General features: G+C 70.8%; 16 protein-coding genes. 5 read left to right on the top strand and 11 right to left on the bottom strand.

Annotation, left to right across the window (positions count from 1 at the left end; genetic code table 11):
- Nucleotides 1–11 precede the first annotated feature (11 nt).
- The 3 genes from ligD to AB0B45_RS42770 all read right to left on the bottom strand — a co-directional run bounded on the left by ligD (nt 12) and on the right by AB0B45_RS42770 (nt 3,730).
- The gene (gene ligD, locus AB0B45_RS42780) at nt 12–1,181 is read right to left on the bottom strand and encodes a non-homologous end-joining DNA ligase (RefSeq protein ID WP_358143318.1); all 1,170 of its coding nucleotides are present in this window, start codon (nt 1,179–1,181) and stop codon (nt 12–14) included.
- A 147-nt stretch (nt 1,182–1,328) separates the two neighbouring features.
- Nucleotides 1,329–2,075 (bottom strand): crotonase/enoyl-CoA hydratase family protein, encoded by a 747-nt coding sequence (locus tag AB0B45_RS42775; RefSeq protein WP_358143316.1) that lies wholly within the window; start codon nt 2,073–2,075, stop codon nt 1,329–1,331.
- A complete protein-coding gene (locus tag AB0B45_RS42770) occupies nt 2,072–3,730 on the bottom strand; it encodes an acyl-CoA dehydrogenase family protein (protein ID WP_358143314.1) in 1,659 nt (552 codons plus the stop codon). Before AB0B45_RS42770 ends, AB0B45_RS42775 begins: the two co-directional genes overlap by 4 nt.
- Before the next feature lie 30 nt (nt 3,731–3,760).
- Here AB0B45_RS42770 and AB0B45_RS42765 point away from each other — a divergent pair, with 30 nt between their 5' ends.
- Together AB0B45_RS42765 and AB0B45_RS42760 are read left to right on the top strand one after the other, a co-directional pair.
- Complete coding sequence (locus AB0B45_RS42765) at nt 3,761–4,477, top strand: PaaX family transcriptional regulator C-terminal domain-containing protein (RefSeq protein WP_358143312.1); 717 nt, start codon at nt 3,761–3,763, stop codon at nt 4,475–4,477.
- A 103-nt stretch (nt 4,478–4,580) separates the two neighbouring features.
- Nucleotides 4,581–5,009, top strand: a complete 429-nt coding sequence (locus AB0B45_RS42760; protein WP_358143310.1) for a hypothetical protein — start codon at nt 4,581–4,583, stop codon at nt 5,007–5,009.
- A 78-nt stretch (nt 5,010–5,087) separates the two neighbouring features.
- On the opposite strand, the gene AB0B45_RS42755 is transcribed toward AB0B45_RS42760, so the two are convergent.
- The 7 genes from AB0B45_RS42755 to AB0B45_RS42725 form a co-directional block, all read right to left on the bottom strand.
- Nucleotides 5,088–6,050, bottom strand: coding sequence for an LLM class flavin-dependent oxidoreductase (locus AB0B45_RS42755; protein ID WP_358143308.1), 963 nt, complete (start codon nt 6,048–6,050; stop codon nt 5,088–5,090).
- Nucleotides 6,047–7,324 carry an MFS transporter gene (locus AB0B45_RS42750; protein ID WP_358143306.1) on the bottom strand — a complete coding sequence of 426 codons (1,278 nt, stop codon included), beginning with the start codon at nt 7,322–7,324 and terminating at the stop codon, nt 6,047–6,049. Before AB0B45_RS42750 ends, AB0B45_RS42755 begins: the two co-directional genes overlap by 4 nt.
- Nucleotides 7,321–9,915, bottom strand: a complete 2,595-nt coding sequence (gene lanKC, locus AB0B45_RS42745; RefSeq protein ID WP_358143304.1) for a class III lanthionine synthetase LanKC — start codon at nt 9,913–9,915, stop codon at nt 7,321–7,323. The genes AB0B45_RS42750 and lanKC (AB0B45_RS42745) overlap by 4 nt, the downstream gene beginning before the upstream one ends.
- A 185-nt stretch (nt 9,916–10,100) precedes the next feature.
- Entirely contained in the window at nt 10,101–12,668 is a 2,568-nt protein-coding gene (lanKC, locus tag AB0B45_RS42740) for a class III lanthionine synthetase LanKC (RefSeq protein WP_358143302.1), read from the bottom strand.
- A 428-nt stretch (nt 12,669–13,096) separates the two neighbouring features.
- Complete coding sequence (locus AB0B45_RS42735; protein ID WP_358143300.1) at nt 13,097–14,131, bottom strand: hypothetical protein; 1,035 nt, start codon at nt 14,129–14,131, stop codon at nt 13,097–13,099.
- A gap of 69 nt (nt 14,132–14,200) precedes the next feature.
- Nucleotides 14,201–15,586, bottom strand: coding sequence for a glutamate--cysteine ligase (locus AB0B45_RS42730; RefSeq protein ID WP_358143298.1), 1,386 nt, complete (start codon nt 15,584–15,586; stop codon nt 14,201–14,203).
- A 35-nt stretch (nt 15,587–15,621) separates the two neighbouring features.
- On the bottom strand, nt 15,622–16,329 hold the full coding sequence (locus tag AB0B45_RS42725) for an SDR family oxidoreductase (RefSeq protein WP_358143296.1): 708 nt from the start codon (nt 16,327–16,329) through the stop codon (nt 15,622–15,624).
- Nucleotides 16,330–16,432: 103 nt separating this feature from the next.
- Between AB0B45_RS42725 and AB0B45_RS42720 the strand changes: the two genes are divergently transcribed.
- On the top strand, nt 16,433–17,263 hold the full coding sequence (locus tag AB0B45_RS42720; protein WP_358143294.1) for a helix-turn-helix transcriptional regulator: 831 nt from the start codon (nt 16,433–16,435) through the stop codon (nt 17,261–17,263).
- Between the two features lies 1 nt (nt 17,264).
- Entirely contained in the window at nt 17,265–18,290 is a 1,026-nt protein-coding gene (locus AB0B45_RS42715; RefSeq protein WP_358143293.1) for a zinc-dependent alcohol dehydrogenase family protein, read from the top strand.
- Here AB0B45_RS42715 and AB0B45_RS42710 read toward each other — a convergent pair.
- Entirely contained in the window at nt 18,280–19,356 is a 1,077-nt protein-coding gene (locus tag AB0B45_RS42710; protein ID WP_358143291.1) for a class I SAM-dependent methyltransferase, read from the bottom strand. The genes AB0B45_RS42715 and AB0B45_RS42710 overlap by 11 nt on opposite strands.
- Nucleotides 19,357–19,465: 109 nt before the next feature.
- Here AB0B45_RS42710 and AB0B45_RS42705 point away from each other — a divergent pair, with 109 nt between their 5' ends.
- Nucleotides 19,466–20,080 carry an aldo/keto reductase gene (locus tag AB0B45_RS42705; protein ID WP_358143289.1) on the top strand — a complete coding sequence of 205 codons (615 nt, stop codon included), beginning with the start codon at nt 19,466–19,468 and terminating at the stop codon, nt 20,078–20,080.
- Nucleotides 20,081–20,281 lie beyond the last annotated feature (201 nt).

Raw genomic sequence — 20,281 nt, 5'->3', positions numbered from 1 at the left:
GTCGCCAGTTCTCAGGGCTCGGGCGGGCGCCAGTCGGCGGGCCACGGGTTGTAGTCCACCTCCAGCGCCTCCTGCTCGGGACGCATGCTCTCGGGCACGTGCCGCAGGTTGACCCTGATGCGGTACCACACGCTGCTGCGACCCCTCATCCCGTCCACCAGCACGTCGGCGGGCTCGAGGAACTCCACGACGGCGGCATGGCGGGCCTTCCACGCTGCGAGGCCCGCCAGCGCCTCGTCCTTGTGCTGGGCCCTGGCGATCTCGACGAGCGGCAGCTCGGTGCGCTCCGGCGGCGGGCCCTGCGCCTCGGCCAGCTCCAGCAGCGAGGTGAGCGAGCCCGCGTGCAGGTCCATGTCCTCCCACGGGTCCCCCAGAGCGGCGAACCTCTTGGGCACGGTGTCGATGGTGAACTCCTCAGGACGGCACCCCGGCACCTCGTCCCACGTCAGCGGCGTGGACACGCGGGCGTCCTGAACCGGCCTGACGGAGTAGGCGGAGGCGACGGTCCGGTCGTAGGCGTTCTGGTTGTAGTCGACGAAGACGCCCTGCCGCTCCTCCTTCCACCACCGGCTGGTCGCCAGGTCGGGCGCGCGCCGCTCGACCTCGCGGGCGACGGCCTCCGCCGCCTGCCGTACCTGCGAGAAGTCCCAGTCGGGCGTGATGCGGGCGTAGACGTGGAAGCCGCGCGAACCCGAGGTCTTCGGCCACGCGACCAGCCCGTGGTCGGCGAGCACCTCGCGCGCCACCTGCGCCGTCTCCAGCACCTGTCCCCACGGCACGCCCGGCACCGGGTCGAGGTCGATGCGCAGTTCGTCGGGATGAGCGAGGTCGGCGGCCCGCACGGGATGCGGGTTGAGGTCGACGCAGCCCAGGTTCACCACCCACAGCAGCTGGCGGGCGTCGGTGACGACGACCTCCTCGGCACTCCGCCCCGACCTGTAACGCAGCTCGGCGACCTCGATCCAGGCGGGGCGCTTGGCGGGGGCGCGCTTCTGGAAGAACGCCTCCTGCTCGATGCCGTGCACGAACCGCTTGAGGATCATGGGCCGCCCCGAGACGCCGCGCAGCGCCCCCTCCGCGACCGCCTGGTAGTAGCGGACCAGGTCGAGCTTGGTCCGCCCGCCCTGCGGGAAGACCACCTTGTCCGGGCTCGTGATCGTCACACCGTCGATGTCCGGCATGGACTCACCATACGTGAGCGCACCGACAAGATCGGGGCGGTTCCCCGGGCTCGCGGACGATCTGCCCGCGGCCCTCTTTCGTGACGCGGGGCGCCGCGGTGACCGGGGCGTTCAGGCGGGCGGCCGGCCCTCGGTGGACGCCGTCGCTCATCCGGGGAAGTCTCCGTGGCGGCCCGCGCCGGAGGCGAAGCGGGCGGCGCCCTCGGCCGCCTCGCCCAGGGCGGCGATGCCGTGGCGGAGCTCGTTGACGATCGCGTCCTCCTCGCTCATCCCCTCCTGCTCCAGTGCCGACATGCGGTCGCCGCGCAGGCACGTCTGGGGGAAGCGGGCCAGGTCGTGGGCCAGCCGCTCGGCGGCCTGGCGGGCCTGGCCAGGGGGGACGACCCTGTTGGCCAGGCCCATGCGCAGCGCCTCGTCGGCGTGAACGGGCCTGCCGGTGAGGATCAGGTCCATGGCCTGGGACTGGCCGATGAGGCGCGGGAGCCGTACCGTGCCGCCGTCGATCAGGGGGACGCCCCAGCGGCGGCAGAAGACGCCGAAGACCGCGTCCTCCTCGGCCACCCGCAGGTCGCACCAGAGAGCGAGTTCGAGGCCGCCCGCGACCGCGTGTCCGGCGACGGCGGCGATGACCGGCTTGGTCAGCCGCATCCTGGTGGGGCCCATGGGGCCGCCGCCCTCCTCGCCGACGTGGTTGTCGAGGCGTTTGAGGTCGGCGCCCGCGCAGAACGTGCCGCCCTCACCCCACAGGACGGCGACGGCGGCGTCGGAGGCCTCGAACTCGGTGAACGCCTCGACCAGCGCGTCGGCGGTCTTGCGGTCGACGGCGTTGCGGGCCTCGGGCCTGGAGAGCACCACCGTGGTGACGGGGCCGTCCCGCTCTGATCGCACGGTCATCGGACGAACGCCCCCGCGACGAGCGCGTCGAAGTCGTCCGTGTCAGGGGCGTCGATCCCGCGCAGCGGCCCGCGATCGGCCAGGTGGGCCTCGGCGTAGCGGCGGGCGACCACGCTCTTGCGCCCGTCGTCGAGCCCCCACGACGCCTGCTCCTCCAGCAGCGCGGCCGCGTAGACGTCCGCCATGAACTGCGCCAGCGGATACAGCCTCGCCTCGGCGAGCGCGGGGTCGAGCGACTGCCACGCGGTGATCGCCTTCTCCAGGTCGTCGGCGCGCGAGTGCACCAGCGTCGACGTCGCCGCCGACCGCAGCCGGTCCAGGAAGGGGAGGTGGGCCTGCTCCTTCAGCATCGCCCTGCGCACGTCCAGGCAGAGGATGTTGTCGCCGCCTTCCCAGATCGGGTTGACCTGCGCGTCGCGCAGGAGGCGGGCGACGGGCCACTGCTCGATGTAGCCGTTGCCGCCGTGGATCTCGATGGCGTCGCTGGCCGCGGTGACGCCGAGCCTGGCGGTGCGGAGCTTGACGAGGGCGGGGGCCAGGCGGAGGCGCGGGCCGAGGTGGCCGTCGAAGACCAGCGCCTGCGCGGCCTCGACCTCGACGACGAGCTCGGCGAGCTTGCGGCGCATGAGCGGCTGCTCGATGAGCGGACGGCCGAAGGCCTCGCGCGCTGAGGCGTAGCAGATCGACTCGACGAGGGCGCGGCGGGCGACGCCGACGCCCATCATGGCGACGCCGAGCCGTGAGGCGTTGGTGAGCTTCATCATCGTGCCGAGGCCGGAGCCGGACCCCGAGCCCGCCAGCAGGAACGCCTCGGCGCCGGTGAACTCCACCTCGGCGGAGGCGACCGACCGGGTGCCGAGCTTGTCCTTGAGTCTCCTGATCCGTACGGCGTTGCGGGACCCGTCGCGCCGCTCCCACAGCACCAGGAACGGCGCCACGTCACCCGTGGGCAGCCTGCCCAGGACCACGAAGGCGGAGCCGTTGGCATTGGAGGCGAACCACTTCAGGCCGGTCAGGCTCCACGCCTCCCCGTCCGGCTCGGCGGCGGCCTCCAGCGCGGCCAGGTCGGAGCCGCCCGTCCGCTCGGTGAACATCTGAGCGGCCTCGCCGGAGTAGAAGCCGTTGGCGAAGATCGAGCGGACCCGATCGCGAACGTCGGCGGGCGCGTGCTTCTCGGCGAGGGACACCACCATGTCCCCGCCGGTGCCGAGCGCGCAGCCCATCCCGATGTCCGCCTGGTCGAGCAGGTACGTCCAGGCCGCGGCCAGGGCGGCGGGGGCGGCGCCGTTCCGCGTGGCGGTCGCGGCGAACTCCGGCGAGGTGAAGTTGTCGGCCATCAGCGCCTCGCGGGCCGCGGTGAACGACGGCGGCATGACGACCTGGCTGATGTCACGCCCCCACTTGTCGTACTTCTCCAGGCGGGGTGGGTTGCGGTCAGTCTCCTCCGCGTGTGCGGCGATCGGTCCGCCCATGAGCGCGCCGAGGCGGGACAGATGGGGTTCGGCCCAGCCGTACCCTTCGCCGAGATGGCGGCGCATCAGCAGCTGGAGCGAGGGGTCGCAGGACCACCAGTTGCGTCCGGCCGCTCCCTGGTAGCGCGAGGTGTCGTAGCGGCCGCCTGGGCGGTCGACGGGTTCGATCAGATAGCTCGCCATTCTCGGAGTGTTACATATAATCAACACGCGATGGAAGACCGTAATACGCTGACCGCCCGCTCCGCCGTGCTGAGCGCGCTGCTCGGCAGCCACCCGCCCCGGCTGCCGAGCAGGGCGCTGGTGCGCATCGGCGAGGTGTTCGGCATCGCGGAGGGCACCGTGCGGGCGGCCCTGTCGCGGATGGTGGCGGCGGGCGACCTGGTGCAGGAGGACGGGCGATACGCGCTGTCGGAGCGGCTGCGCGAACGGCAGGCCAGGCAGGACGAGAGCCGCTCCCCGCACACCAGGGCGTGGGACGGCACGTGGGAGATCGCGATCGTCACCGCCGAGCGGCGCGCGCCCGCCGACAGGGCGGCGCTGCGGCACACGATGACCGCGCTTCGCCTGGCCGAGCTGCGTGAGGGCACCTGGCTACGTCCGGCGAACCTGATCAGGCGGCTCCCGGAGATCGTCGCCGCGCAGTGCACGCTCGTGGACGGCACGCCGCGCGAGGACCCGACGGGGTTGTTGTGGGATCTGGAGGGCTGGGCCGTCGAGTCGCGGCGCCTGCTGAAGGCGCTCGACAGGGCGGAGGGGCTGGCCGAGGGGTTCCTGGTGTCGGCGGCGGTGCTGCGGCAGCTGCTGGCCGATCCGCTGTTGCCGGCCGAACTGCTGCCCGAGGGATGGCCCGGCGCCGAGCTGCGGGCGCGTTACGACGACTTCGACCGCGACTACCGGCGGGCGCTGCACCGGCACCTCGACGCCTGAACCCCCTTCTCGCAGGGCGCCGCACCGGTGCCTCCACGCGTGAACCCCGGCGGGCTCCGTGCATACGATCATGCGAAACCACCTGGTCTCTATACTGATCCGTGTGAGATCAGGAATGGTGGCTCTTGCGCTGGCCGTGCCGTTGTCGCTGCTGAGCTGTGGCTCCGCGACGGCGGGATCGGGCGGTGAGGTCGCCGCCGAGCCTGGGAAGGTCTTCACGCTCGCGCCCGGCGACACCGCCCGCCTCACGGGGGAGGAGCTCGCGGTGACGTTGACGGGCGTGGGCCAGGACAGCCGCTGCCCCACTGGCGTGCAGTGCGTGTGGGAGGGCGATGCGGTGGTGAAGGTGCGGATCGTCGCCGGGACGGCACCGCCCGCCGATCATGAGCTGCACACCAGCGGCAGGTTCGAGACGGCGATCACCGTCGCCGGGCACGAGCTGCGGCTCGTCGATCTCAAGCCGTACCCCAGATCGGGCGCCGCCCCGAGCGCCGGCGACTACCGGGCCGACTTCACCCTCACGCCGCGCTGACGGTCAGTCGCCCCCAGGATGGGGTGCCGTAAACGAAGAGCCGCCGAGGGGGCGCGGCTCCCCGATCAGGCGATGCTCTCATGCGGCGACCTCCTCCAAGATCATGTGGAGTTCACGCAACGCCGTCGCCTCGCCGTTGCGCACATACACGCCGGAGAGATTCAAAGCGATCTCGTCGGCGCCGGCGTCGGCATGATGGCGCAGTTGCTCGCGGACGTCGGCGAGACCGCCGCCGACGAACGCGCCGCCCTTGATCAACGCCGTCGCGGCGGCGCGCGGGTCGGCGGTGTCGATGTCGATACCGCACCTTCGCAGCATCGTGGCGTAGTGCGGCAGGCGGAGGTGGCCGGAATGCCCGGCGATCACCAGATCGGGCAGGTCGCGTCCGTCCGTGTCGAGCGCCACAGGGACGAGGGACACCAGGCGGGGTACCGGACGTCCGGCCGCCTCGGCGCCCTCGCGAAGCGCGGGGACGATCACGTCCCGGAGGCGGGCGGCGGGGACCAGCCAGGTGATGGCCACGTCGGCCAGTTCGCCGGCGACCCGTGCCATGGCCGGTCCGAGCACCCCCACGCCGATCTCGACCGGCGGGCTCGGGACGGGCCTCAGGGCGAAGCGGCACGAGAAGTACTCCCCCTCGTGCTCGACCCTCTCCCCGGCCAGCAGCCCGCGCATGATGGTCAGGTACTCGCGCGTGGCGGTCAGAGGGCTCCGATACGGCATGCCGAGTAAGGCGCGCTGGAGGGCCTCGGCACCCGGACCGTAACCGGCGACGACCGGGTGGCCCATGGTCATTGCCAGCGTCTGAGCGAGTTGCGCCGCGGTGGCGGGATGGCGGTTCGGCATGAGCAGCACGCCCGTCCCGACCGGGACGCGGAAACCCGACGCCGCCGCGAACACGAAGGTCTGGTTCGGGTCGCTGATGTCCGCCTGCCCCTGCCACAGGCGGTGCGCCTTGCTCCATTGCGTGAGCGCGGCGTAGGGCAGGATCTGCTGGGAACGCGCGGGGGCGAACGGCATCATGATGGAGTAGGCGGTCATGCGCGACCTCCGGGGGCCGGCGCGTCGGGATCGGGGGACCCGGCCGCCGCCTCCGGCGCCGGGACCTTCAGCAGGGTCAGCAGGAGCGTCAGGGCCCACAGCAGCCCGGCGAAGATCAGCAGGCTCGCGCCGCCGGACAGGCGGTCGAGCATCAGGCCGGCCATGGTCGGGCCGAGTGCCGCGGCGAACTGAGTGAGGTTGAAGACGCTGTTCACCCGTCCCTGGAAGCCGTCGGGTGTCCGCAGCAGCCGGGTCGTGGTCAGCACGCTCCCGGCGATGGACATGACGACCATGGCCAGGGCGAGCAGGGCGGCCATGGCGATCCGGTCGCGGGCGGTGGCCATGACGAGTACCAGGCAACCAGTGACCGCGGTGGCGCCCATGACGAGTCGTACGGGCGGGAACCTGCCTCCGGCGACGGGGGCGAGCACGGTGCCGACCAGGGCTCCTCCGGTGGCGGCGGACACGATGAAGCCGACCGATGGCCCGCTCGCGCCGCGCTGAGCGTTGACCATGATGACGAGCAGCAGGATGCCCTGGAGGATCAGGCCGAGCGCCACGGTCGTCAGCAGGCAGGTCCGTAGAAGCCTCTCCCTCCACACGAATCGGAATCCGGCGGTGAGGTCGCTCATGAACCGGGATCCGGCGGCCGGGGTGGCGCGCAAAGACCTGCGCACCGCGAACACGCACACCCCGGATATGACGAACGAGCAGGCGTCGAACCAGAACGGGGCGCTGGGCGACACGCTGAACAGGAAGCCGCCGACGATCGGGCCGATCAGATTCGCGGCCTGGATACGCCCCAGCGTCACCGACACGGCCGTGGACAGCCGTGACCCGGGAACGAGCCGGCGGAGCGAGGCGAGGAACGCGGCGTTGGACGGTGCGCCCAGGAAGCCCAGGACGACGCCCGCACTCAAGAGGATCCAGACCGGTGGGCGGCCATCGAGCGAGGCAAGGGCCAGCGCGGCACTGGCCAGTGCGCGTCCCGCATCGCAGATCAGCAGGACGGTACGCCGGTCGAAGCGGTCCACGATCGGACCGGCCGGCACACATGCAAGGCCGACGGACGCCATCCAGACGGCCTCGACCACGCCGACCCACAGCGTCGAGCCGGTCGAGCGCAGGACTACCAGCGGCAGCACCATGCCCGCCGCGCCCGTGCCCACCTGCGACAGGCCGTTCCCCATCGACATGACCAGGAAGTCGCGGTTGCAGGACAGCCGCCCGTCCGCGCCGCCTGCCGGGCGCCTCGACGTCAGCGGCCGGGTCAACGGGCCGGGCTCGTCGTCAGGGGGGCCGTACCGGCCCAGGCCAGCGGGGCGCCGCCCAGTCCGAGCGCGCCGTGGACGGCGAGAAGCACCCCTGCCGTTCCGGTGCCCAGGTCCATGGACAGCCGGTTGAGGTCACCCGATGGGAAGGCGAGGTGCCGGTGGAAGCGGACCGCGTGCCAGCCGAGGTGACGAAGGTGCGTGTCGACGGCGGGATCGCCGTCGGCGCCGGACAGATGTGCCAGGGCGGCCAGGACTCCCGAACGCCCCTCGAGAAGCCCGGCGGACAGCATCAGATCCGTCCCCAGCCCGGCGCGGAGGGCATCGAGGACGTGGCGGTAGTGATCGTCATCCGCCCGGTACGCGAGGTATTCCCGGAGCGCGACCGCGATGCCGGCGCTTCCTCGCGTGAGGCTCAGGCGCCAGTCGGTCCCCTCTCGTACTTGGAGGCATCCGTCGGCCGGGACGCCGCAGTGGGCGATGTCCCTGGCCAACGCGGTCGAGGCGGCGTCGAGGTAGCGCACCTGCCCGGTTACCTCGTACAGGCGGATGAGCAGCAGTGCGACGCCCGACCAGCCGTGCATGAGGCCGGGGCGGGTCACGGTGGCGACGTCGCTCACGTCTCCGTCGATCACGCGAGTCAGCCGTTCTGCGATCCGGACCGCCTCCTCGTTCGGCCCGCCGAGCCGGTCGCGGAGGTGCAGGAGGCCGAGGCCGATCCCGGCGAGACCACCGAACAGACCGGCCGCGCTCCCGCGAAGGTCGAGGCCACGCAGACGGCTCAGCGCGTCGAGGGCTTCGTCGTGCCGGCCCAGCTCGGCGAGAACGTACGCGATTCCGGTCAGCCCGTCGCAGAGCCCCGCGCGCGGCGTCTCGATGCGCCTGTTCGCGCGGATCAGCCAGTCGACGTGTTCCTCGAAACCGGGGTAGCCGGTACGTGCCGTGGCGTGCAGCGCGTAGAGAACACCCGCGGCGCCGAAGGCGAGGGTGGCTCCCTGCCCCTCGAACTGGCGGGGATCTCCGGGGAAGAGCCGGTCATCGCGCCCCGGCGTCGCACTGCAGACGATCGCGTCTCGCATCGCGTCCAATATCGTCGGCCACGCAGGGGCGTCCCGGGTGGCCGGCCAGGACGGGGCGGGGAGACGCGGCGGCCGGGCGCAGGCGCGATGCCGGGACGCGGGCCGCACGCGAGCCGCGAACTCCGGAGGCGGGGCGAGACGTTCCCGCAAGCGGCGTCCGAAGCCTTCAGGCACGGGGAACAGCTCCTCGGCGGCGTCCACCAGGATTCCGATCTTGGCCGGATCCAACCGGATGAGCTGGGTGATGGGGAGGAACAGGGCCAGGCGCAGGCATTGCAGAGCGTAGTCGTCGGGATCGAACCCGGATCGTGCCCACGAGGCGGCGAAGCCCGCGGTGGCCAGGCCCGACGCGGGGTCATCCGAGAGCTCGTGCGCCGTCTCGAAGTCGACCAGGCACACCCGGCCGTCGGGGCGGACGATCACGTTGCCGGGCTGGAGGTCGCCGAAGACGATCCCCCTTTCGTGCAGGCAGGCCAGGGCCGACTCGACGCGCTCCAGGATGGTCAGCGCCCAGCATGCGTACTCGGCCCGGCTCGCCGTGGTGTGACCCGGACGGCGCAGCGGGTGCCGCCGGGCGACGGCGTCCAGCAGGCTCTCGCCCTCGACGAACTCCTCCACGAGGAAGTGGTGTTCCCAGTGCACGCGGTAAGCGAGGACCTTGGGGACCACGTCGACGTCGTGCAGCCGTTGCAGGACGGCCCGCGCGCGTAGCAGGCGGGTGACCGCGTCGTCGCCCGCGTCGTCCAGCCCGGCGTGCGGCCGAGCCTCACGGAGCACCACGGTACGGCCGGATTCCGGCTGCGTCGCGCGGTAGACGCCGCCGGCGTTCGACAGGCGCAAGGCCTTCTCGACCCGGTAGGGGAACGGCTCCGGGGCTTTCCCGCGCCTCGCCTCGATCCTCGTCTCGATGAAAGGGGGAACCGGTGCCCAGGACGGCGGCCGGAACGTGGGGCCGCGAAGGTCGGGCGTCAGGCGCCCGGCCGGGTCCCGGATGGCGGGCACGTGCTCGCCCTCGGCGGAAAGGCAGGTCCGGGGTTTGAACCCGCCATAGCGGACGTACAGTGGTCCGGCATCCCACCGCAGGTCGCTCAGCACGTACGGACCCTCGGTGCCGGCGAGCAGCTCGGAAAGGTCGTTCAGGGCCCGTTCGAGGAGGTGTTCGGGCGGGTAGACGGTGATCAGCTTTCCGCTGGACCCGCGTGCGGCCACCTTACTGTTGACGATCTGCATGATCTGCCTGCTGCGCAGGAACTTCAGGCTCAATCCGTGCTCGAAGCAGTAGCCGCAGACCGTGTCGATCACTTTGGCCGCGTCGGTCGAGGTGGCCGAGACGTGAATCTTCCATCCCTGGTCCGGCAGGGTCGTACCCCGCTTGGCCAGTTGCACCCAGCCGCCGCTTTCCACCCGTGTCCATCCGGCTCGCATGGGTGGCTGGAACCTGGTCCCGCCATCGTCGACGTTCTCCACGGTGTCGGCGAACAACGGATCCGCCGCAAGAAACAGTTCGGCCAGCATTTCCCCTCCGAAGGTGATGGGCCGGTGCCGGCCGGCCGCGGTGAAAGGACCGGCCGGCACCGGGGACGCTTCCGACGCCTGGCGTCAGAAGGCCGTGTTGCTCGACGTCCAGCTCACGCAGTTCGACGGCACGGAGACGAAGTCCTCCTCCATCTCCTGCAGGGCAAGGATCTGGTCCACGGTTCTCACCTCCCTCCCTCCGTGGTGTCGGTTGTGGCCGTCCGCGAATCGAGGTGGGGAAGGATCCCCGTACGTTCCCCGAACGCGGCGTTGAGGGCGAGCAGAACGCCCGCGGATCCGGTCGCCAGATCCATGGCCAACCGGCGCATGCGGAAGCCGGGGAAGGCCAGGTGTCCGCGGTGCCGCCGGGCGTGCCAGGCGAGCCGGCGAACCTGGTCCCTGATGGCCTGGCCGTCCTCGGCGAAGCCGAGCTCGGCCAGCGTCGCGATCATGCCGGCGCGGCCGCGGAACAGTCCCGCGTTGTGGACGCAGGCCGGCTGGCACGCGCGCCTGATGCCTTCGAGCGCCGCTCGCAGGTCGGGCGCCGGACGGTGCCGGAGCTGGTTCCGCAGGACGAAGGCCAGGCCGTTGCTCCCGCCGTGCAGGTACGTCAGGTAGCGGATGCCGTCGAACAGATGCACCGTGCCGTCGGGACGGGTCACGCACCGGTCGAGGTCGTGCCGCAGGGCCACGTCGGCCAGGTCCAGGTAGCGGGGGTCGCCGGTATGCGCGTGCAGATGCTGGAAGAGCAGGGCAGGCCCGGTCGGGCCGTGCAGCAGGCCGAACGGCTCCGGCCTGCCCGGGGTCGCAGGGAGCCCGTCCCGGACGCGTTCGGCGAGGTCGTCGCCCAGGCGTACGGCGCGGGCCCGCAGCTCCTCGTCGCCGGTCACCCGGGCGAAGTGGAGAAGGTTCAGCGCGATGCCCGCCAGGCCGCCGTTGAGATCCGCCGAGCGCGCCGCCTCATCCAGCGGCCGGGAACGGTCGATCACGGTGAGTGCCGTCTCGCGGTGACCGAGGTGGTCGAGGACGAACGCCACACCATGCAGCCCGTCGTAGAGGCCCGGCAGGGGAGCGGGATCGTCGAGGGCCGCCTTCGCCAGCCACTCGACGTACTCCTCCGGAATCTCGGCACCCGCCTGGCCAAGGGCGTAGAGAACCCCCGCCGCCCCGTACCCGAGCGGGTAGCCGCCGATCGTCGTGGGAGTCGTCGGCGTCCCAGGGAACAGCCGGTCCCGCCGATGCGGGCTCGCGACCGCATGGATGCCGCGGACGAGAGAGTCCCGGATCCTCGGCCAGTTCGCCTCTGGCCGGTCCAGCGCGTCCCCTGCGGAGTCGCGCTCGGAGCACCCCAGTACGCGCACCAGGTTCGCGCCGAAATCGGGCGGCACCGGGTAATGCCGAGTGACGGCCTCGGACAGCGTCCGCACCTTGGCCCGCTCGTGATACGGCAGTGGGAGGAACAGCCACAGCCGCAGCCTGTCGATCAGATGTCCGTGCGCCGCGGCTCCACGGACACCTGCGGGGACGCAGAACTGCGGGTCGTCGGCCGCCGGAGCACGGTCATCGCCGAGCGATGTCGCCGATTCGAGATCGACCAGTGCGACGCGCCCGTCCGGACGGATCACGACGTTCTCGGGATCGAGCTCGCCCAGGCGAATCCCGCGGCCGAGCAGTCCGTCCACCGCGTCCCGCAGCTTGTCTAAGACGTCCATCGCCCATTCCGTGTACGTGGCGACGTCCCCGGACTCGCGTACGGCCTCCTGGTGAGTGAGCAACGGCAGGCCGGCGAGCACCGCGAGGTTCAGCGGCACGCCTTCGACGAACTCCTCGATCAGGAACCGGTGTTCGCCGAACGTGCGGTAGTCGAGCAGTTCCGGCACGCATTCCAGGCCCGCGGCCCGCTCCAGCGCCGCGCGATGCCGGTCGAGCCGGGTCGCCGCGTCCTCGCCGTGCTCGTCGAGACCCGCGTGCGGCCGTGCCTCACGCAGGACGACCCGCGCGCCGGTCAGGCGATCCGCGCCCACATACGTGCCGCCCGCGTTGGTGATCGCCAGGGCGCGCTCGATGCGGTACGGGAGCCCGCCTTGGACGGTTTCGCGCATCGCTCGCAGATCCGCGTCCAGCACCTCCGGGACGGAGATCCAGTCGGGTGGACGGAACACCGGAGCGCTGTCCTCCACGACCGACCGGCCATCCGGGCAGCGCAGTCTGCTCACCGGTTCGCCGTGCTCGTCGGTTTCGGTGGCCGGGGCGAACGAGCCGTATCGGCAATAGAGCGGGCCGGAGCCGTGCCGCAGCGCGCCCAGCACATAGGGGCCCGGCTGTCCTTTCAAAAGGGCGTCCAGGTCGAGCAGTGCGGTCGTGAACCGCGCTTCGTCCGCCGGGAAGAGCGTCATCAGCCGGCCGCTTCGCCTGCGGTCGGCGCGCTTGGCGTTCAGCGCGCGGGCGGCCCGGCGGCTGCGGATGCCCTCGAATCCGATCGAGCGCTTCAGGCAGTACCCGCCCACGATCTCGACCGTGCGCTCGACCAGATGCTCGGCGACCGAAACATGAATCATCCACCCCTGTTCGGGACCTGCCTCGGTGGACGGATTCAGCCGAACCCACCACCCGTTCTCCTCACGCCGCCAGCCCGCGGGCACATCCGCCGAGAAGAAAGGGAGACGGGTGTCCCCATCCGGAATCCTGTCCGGGGCCTCGAAAAAATCCGGATCGGCGACATAGAACCGGTCGTAGTCATTGATGTGCTTCACAGAAATCCCTCGCCCTCGCCGCGGTGCCTCTCGGCCGCTCCCTGAGAATGGCGAAGGCGGCGGACGCGGGGGTATCCCCAAGCTTCGGGATAGACATCGTCCGGCGCAGGCACACCACGGTCCCGGCACCTGGCCGAGCCAGGCCTGCCGGCGACGGCCGCGCGCCGCGCTCGCTCCCGGGCCGCGGAGCTCGTCGAGGAGTTCACAGCGACGACAGCCCCTTCATGTGGGCGGCCAGGAGCTGTCGCCATGCGCCAGGAAGCGGGTGCCACCCCCGGGCAGATCGCTGGTAGTGCGACCGACCCGCGCCGGCCTGTCGGCAAGGTCGGCCCCAACAGCCGTCATCTGTGGCATTCCCGCAGCTAGACAGGGGGCGTGAGAGGCTGCCTATACGAGGACCGGTCGATGACGCCTGGGACGTCGCAGCCTTAGAGGGGGACGCCGAAGATGACGCGGCGGTTTCTGAACTCGGTGACGCTCCAGACGCGCCCGCCCGACACCGTCAGGTCCTCCGGCCCGATGGGGAACGGCCGGACCGTCACCGTCCCGCCCGCGTCCACGATGAGCTTGCCGTTGGTGCGTGCGTCGGCCGCCTGGCTGAGGTACCACTTCCCGCCGGACGACACCGCCCCCTGGATCTTGGCGTGCGGCATGGCGAAGGCGTCCCTCGGCACCCCGTCCGTCAGCGGGAGGTCCCACCTGGCGACCTTGCCGGTGGGCGCGTCCTCGACGTACTCGCCGGACACCAGCGCGTGCGGGGTGGTGCTGCGGTCGACGGCGACGAACGAGAAGTGCGCCCCCTGCGACACCACCCGCCAGAAGTCCGTCTGGGGGATCACGTACCGGTACCCGAAGGCGTGGAACTTCCCGCCGGCCCGCCCGATGCGGGCGGCGTCCCCGAGGTCGTTCTGCGCGGTCCGCAGGTCGAGGATGTGGTTCAGGTCGAAGACCCGCAGCCCCCGCGTGGTGTCGGCGACGTAGAGCTGGTCGCCGTACCACGCGACGCCGCCCGCGTGGATGTTGATGGGCCCGTACGACCCGTCGGGCTTGGCCTCCACGAGCAGCGCGTGCTGGTAGCGCAGGGTGACGGGGCTCATGAACGTCACCCTGATCCCCCGCTCGGGCACCGGCGCCTCCGGCTTGAAGTACCAGCTGGCAACGAAGACCGGCACCCCGGCGGAGCCCGAGTCCTCCCCGCAGGTCAGGCCCTGGGGATACCAGTCGGTGGTGTCGTTGTCCTTCTCGTCGAAGGCGTACCAGTCGGCGGGCCTCGGCTGCATCGTGCCGAGCGCGCCCGCCGCCCCCCTGCGCACCGCCTTCCTGTTGGCCTGCGCCAGCACGGCCTCGACCGCGGCGGCTCCGATGTCGGCGGCCAGCTTGGCCGCGCCCTCTGCCAGGGTCCCCGTCGCCCTGCGCAGCGTGAAAGGCGCCTTGTCGGCCGGGACCATCCCCTTGGAAGCCATGTTCCCCTCGACCCTCGTTTTACTATTCCTTTGGGATAGTTTGACGAACGCAAGGGGTCTCTGGTTCGGTTAACGCCACATGTGCACGGGAAGGCCGGTTAGCGCGTTCTCGCGGTACCGCCTCACCATCGCCTCGCTGTCACCTCCCAGCTCGGCCATGGCCTCCCGCTGCCACACCGCTCCCGTACGGCCCAGCCGTACCCGCTGGGCGATGATGTCGAGGTCGGCGTCGGACGGCTGGACGCCCGCCTTGAGCAGCGCCGCCTTGGCCTCGGGAAGCAGCGACAGCACCAGGTCGGCGGCGAGCACCTCGCGCCCTTCCCAGGTGAGCTTGGCCTGCAGGCCGTTCATGGCCGCCCGGTAGAAGTTCTGGTAGGCGTCGCCGAACGGCAGCTCGGTCAGGTCCTTCTCGGCCAGCGCGAGCGTGAGCCCCAGCAGGAAGGCGGTGTTGGCGGCCATGTCGGCGCAGGTGGGCCCGGCAGGCAGGGCGCGGAACTCGATGCGCAGGTGGCCGCCGTCGACGGGGTCGAACACGGGTCTGTTCCACTGCCACACCGTGCCCAGGTGGAGCCTGAGCTCGGCCAGCTCCCCCTCGGACGACAGCGAGGGGATCACCGGGTCGTAGTCGCGCACGTACCACTCGAACAGCTCATAGGCCCCTTCACGCACCCAGTCGGAGCCGAAGGTGACGCGGCCGTCCCTGCGGAAGCGGCGGCCGACGTCCCTGTCGTCGGCCGCGCCCTCGAACAGCGCGATCCTGGTCTCCTCCCACAGCCGCCTGCCGAGGAAGAACGGCGAGTTACCGCAGGCGGCGAGCACGGGGCCGATGGCGAGCTGGGCCCCGTTGTAGGTCCTGGCGAAGGAGGAGGCGGGGGTGCGCAGGTGCACCTGCCAGGAGGTGTTGGCCGCCTCCAGGACGACGTCCTGCACCTCCAGCTCCAGCTCGTCGATCCTGACGATGAACGGCTCGAGCCGCAGCCGCCGCATCCCCCTGGCCAGCGCCCGGTAGCGGGCCTCGTCGCTGATGGCGGCCTGGGTGAAGTCGCCGGTGCCGAGCGTCGGCAGGATGCCGATCGGCACCGCTCCCCCGCCGTCCAGCTCGCCGACCGCGCCGTCGACGGCCTTCGTCAACTCCTGCATCTCCGCCGCCAGCAGCTCGAAGGGGCGCCCGGCCAGCGGCAGCGGTGTGAGATTGGCCTCCACGTTGTAGCGGCCGAGCTCCACGGTCAGCCGATCGTCGCCGAGCAGCTCCAGCACCTCGGCGTTGCGCGGCAGCGGCAGTCCGCGCCGGTCGATCAGGAAGAGTTCGAGCTCGGCTCCGATCGTCGCGGGTCCGTCCCCGAAGCCCGGTCTATTGAGCCTCTCGCGAAGCTCGGCGAGCTGCTCGGTCAGGCGTTCGCCGAAGCGCGTGTACTCGGCCTCGGAGAACCGCTCCTTGTCAACCTCTTGTCCCATGCCCCCTTACTGTCCGAGCGGCAAGGGTCCACACCTCACCAGGGAATCGGGCCGTCGTCCTGCAGGTAAGTGCCGCTGGGCCCGTCGGCCTCGAGTGTGGCCAGGTGGACGGCGATCGACGCGCCCTGCGCCGGCGTACGGAATCCCGTGTTGGCGTTGAGGTCGGTGGCGCAGTAGCCGGGGTTGGCCGCGTTGACCTTGATCGGGGTCTCCAGCAGCTCCTTGGCGTACGACACGGTGACCATGTTGAGCGCGGTCTTGGAGGAGTTGTAGGCGACCAGGTTGAAGGGCCACCAGGGAGTCTCGGGGTCCATGGCCATCGTGAGCGAGCCGAGCTCGCTCGACATGTTGACGATCCTGCCCGCCGCCGAACGGCGCAGCAGCGGCAGCATCGCGTTGGTGACGGTGACGACGCCGAACACGTTCACCTCGTACACCTGGCGGAGGACGTCGGCCGAGGTGACGCTGGGCCTGGCGTCCTCCTGCCAGACAGTGATGCCCGCGTTGTTGACGAGGATGTCGAGCGCGCCGTACTCCTGCTCGATCCACTTCGCGGCGGTCTGCACGCCGGCTGGGTCGGTGACGTCCACCCTGACGTACGGCTGGCCGAGCCGCTCGGCGGCGGCCCTGCCGAGCTCCTCGTCGCGCGCTCCGACGATCGCGGTGATGCCGCGCTCGCCGAGCTGCTTGGCGATCTCGAAGCCGATGCCCTTGTTGGCGCCTGTGATGAGTGCTGTGGTCATGTCCTGCACCCTCGCGCGATCGGTGACGGGGCGGGAGAGACCTGAGGAGGCTGGGATCGGCGGTACCACCCACGCGTCGCGGACCTGATGAAGACTGGCCGGTATGAACCGTGAAGAGCTGGCCGGATTCCTTCGCAGCCGCAGGGAGCGGGTGACGCCGGGCGAGGTGGGCCTGCCCGGCGGGGAGCGCCGCCGTACCCCCGGACTACGCAGGCAGGAGGTGGCGCAACTGGCGGGCATGTCGATCGACTACTACATCCGCCTGGAGCAGGGCAGGGGCCCGCACCCCTCGCGGCAGGTGCTCAACGCGCTGGCCAGGGCGCTGATGCTGTCGACGGACGAGCGCGCGCACCTGTTCCACCTGACGGGGCAGACGCTGGAGCCCGCGCGCAGGCGCGGCGACGTGCCGCAGCCGATCATGCACCTGATCGCCTTCCTCGAGGAGGTGCCCGCCTACGTCCTCGACGCCAGGTACGACATCCTGGCGTGGAACCCGCTGGCCAGCACGCTCATGGGCGACCTCGACAGCCAGCCGATCGAGAACATGAACGTCATCCGCTGGGTCTTCAGCTCCCCCGATCTGGCCGAGCACCTGAGCGACGAGGAGAAGAGCCGCTTCGCCCGAGCGTCGGTGGCCGACCTGCGCTGGGCGGCGGGCCGCTATCCCGACGACACGGCCATCCAGACGCTGGTCGCCGAGATGCTGGCGCTCAGCCCCGAGTTCGCGCGGCTGTGGGCGATGCACGAGGTGCGGGTGCGAAGGGAGCAGCGCAAGCAGTTCACCCACCCCGTCGTCGGCGTGATCGACGCGATCTGCCAGGTCCTGCCGGTTCCCGACCGTGAGGACCTGCGGCTCGTCCTGTACACCACCGAACCCGGTTCTGCCTCTCACCAGGCCTTGCGCAGGTTGCGGGAGGTCACTCTAAGCTCATGAGATGCGCGCGGTGATGTTCGACCTGTTCGGCGGCGATCTCGACCTGCGGGAGGCGCCCGACCCCTCCCCCTCTGCCCACGGCGTGGTGATCGAGGTGGCGGCGACGGGCTTGTGCAGGAGTGATTGGCACGGCTGGCAGGGCCATGACCCCGACATCACCTCGCTCCCTCACGTGCCGGGACACGAGCTGGCGGGCGTGGTCGCGGCGGTCGGCTCCGACGTGCGCGAGTGGCACGAGGGTGACAGGGTCACCGTCCCCTTCATCTGCGCGTGCGGCTCGTGCGCGGCCTGTGCCGCGGGCGAGCAGCAGGTGTGCGAGCGCCAGACGCAGCCCGGTTTCACCCACTGGGGCTCCTTCGCCGACTACGTCGCCATCGACCACGCCGACGTCAACCTCATCGCGCTGCCCGAGGAGATGGCCTTCACCACGGCGGCCAGCCTCGGCTGCCGCTTCGCCACCGCCTTCCGCGCCGTCGCGCACGTCGGCGAGGCCAAGCCGGGCGAGTGGGTGGCCGTGCACGGCTGCGGCGGCGTGGGCCTGTCGGCCATCATGATCGCCACCGCGGCGGGGGCCAGAGTCGTGGCCGTCGACGTCAGCGGCGACGCGCTCCACCTGGCCGAGCGCGCCGGCGCCACCCACTTCGTCAACGCCTCCTCAGGCGATGCCGCCGCCCAGGTGATGGAGCTGACCAGGGGCGGCGCTCACCTGTCCATCGACGCGCTCGGCAGCCCCTCGGCGGCCGCCGCCTCGATCGAGAGCCTGCGTCGCAGGGGCCGCCACGTGCAGGTGGGCCTGCTGCCGGACGAGCGCACGCCGCTGCCGATGGGCAGAGTGATCGCCCACGAGCTGCGCCTGCTCGGCAGCCACGGCATGGCGGCCCACGCCTACGGGCCGATGCTGGAGCTGATCAGGGCGGGGATCCTCCACCCCGACCAGCTCGTCACCCGCACGATCGGCCTGGCCGACGCGGGCAAGGCGCTGGCCTCGATCGGGTCGGTCCCGGGCATGACGATGATCACTCCTTGAGCCCGCGGACCTCCAGCGGCCCGCCCCACTTCTCGATCGCCTTGGCGTCGGCGAAGGCCAGGGCCCGCATCATGTTGCCGCCGTCGCTGCTCTCCACGGCGCGCCGCAGCCTGGCGCGCATCGCCTCGGGCAGCTGCGTGGTGCCCGCCTCTATCGTGTCGCCGTAGTGCGGCGCGTACGCCACGCCCGCGAAGCCGGTACGGCGCAGCAGCGTCGGCAGTGTGCGCGAGGAGTAGAACATGAGGTGGTTCTTGGTGAAGCCGCTCCACGCCGACTCGTAGGCCTTGAGTAGCAGCGAGCCCGCGTTCACCGTGAGGATCAGCAGCACCCCTCCCGGTGCCAGCAGGCTCCTGAACCGCTCGAAGTCCTCCAGCGGCCGGGGCAGGTGCGCCAGCACCGACCACAGCGTGATCACGTCGAACCCGCCCGCCGCGATCTCGGGCACGTCCTCGGGCGCGCCGAAGTAGGCCTTGGCGTGCGACAGCCTGGCGTTGGCCTGCTCGACGGAGTCGGGCGACAGGTCCACGCCGACGGCGTCGAAGCCGCGCTGCTCGGCCAGTTCGAGGAACAGTCCCGCGCCGCAGCCGAAGTCGAGCAGCCGCCTGCCCTTGCCGTCGTCGAACACCGGGGAGAAGGCGTCCATCGTCAGGCGGTAGCGGCGCTGCCTGTTGGCGGCGTAGGCGCCGGTCAGGAAGCTGCTGTAGGAGTTGGCGTACAGGTCGCCGAGCCGTTCGGGCCTGACGTTGGGATTGCGGTAGAGGAAGCCGCACGAGGGGCAGCGGACGACTCGGTAGCGCCAGCCATTTCCGCCCGTCGGCTCGAACATCGGCTGCTGGTGCGACTCGCCGCACATCATGCAGGAGAGGAATTCCTCGATCTCCCCGAGCGGCACCTTCCGCTGGTATTCGGCGAGGGGCACGGTCTTCGCCCCCGCGATCCTGATGCGCCACTGCGCTTCGCGGATGAGGCGCTCACCAGGTCGGACGTAGACCCGCTGCCCCCATGGCACCTTGTCGTAGCGGGATCCGAACAGGAGTCTGGCTGCTGCGCGCTTGACCGAGACCATGAACACCTCACCTGTGTATGCCCCCGAGTCGTTTCCGGGTTAGATGTGCATTCCCGGTAATTGGTTCTGATCGCTAGTCGTGGCATCAAGCCCCCATAAAGTGACATCCATGGATTACATGCGGCTTGGGAAGACGGGGCTGAAGGTCTCCAGGATCTGCCTGGGCATGATGAGCTACGGCGACCCCAAGGAGTGGGAATGGGTGCTCGCGCAGGAGCAGGCCGAACCGATCGTGCGGCGGGCGGCCGAGGCCGGCGTCACCTTCTTCGACACCGCCGACGTCTACACCTCGGGCGCCAGCGAGGTCGTGACAGGCAGGCTGCTCCGCGAGATCTTCCCCCGGCGTGAGGACTACGTCCTCGCGACGAAGGTCTACTTCCCCGTCGGCAGGGCGGCCAACGACCGCGGTCTTTCCCGCAAGCACATCCACGCGGCGATCGACGCCTCGCTGGAGCGGCTCGGCACCGACTACGTGGACCTGTACCAGATCCACCGGTGGGACGACGAGACACCCATCGAGGAGACCATGGAGGCGCTGCACGACGTGGTCAAGGCCGGCAAGGCCCGCTACATCGGCGCCTCGTCCATGTGGGCGTGGCAGTTCTCGAAGGCCCAGCACACCGCCGAGGCCAACGGCTGGACGAAGTTCGTCTCGATGCAGAACCACTACAACAAGCGGTTCACTTCATGCAGGGAAGATTCTTCGTACGCCCTTGCCGCCTGAAAGAGCCGCCATTCGGCCCGCACAGGGCCATTGACCTGTATCTCTGCCGTCACGTCTGCCAGTCGCGTGTATTCCATTCAAGATCGATAGCTGCTTCGCTTCGACGTGTCTAGACCCACGTGATGCTTGACGGTTCCGTCCCACCACATGCTTGACGATCGCCCTTGAACTCATAGGGCGGCCTTGCGGGGCCGGTGGGCT

The organism is Nonomuraea sp. NPDC049152, from assembly GCF_040648355.1.
Lineage (GTDB): Bacteria > Actinomycetota > Actinomycetes > Streptosporangiales > Streptosporangiaceae > Nonomuraea.
The sequence above is the reverse complement of the archived record's forward strand: the minus strand, read 5'-3'. Positions and strand labels throughout refer to the sequence as shown.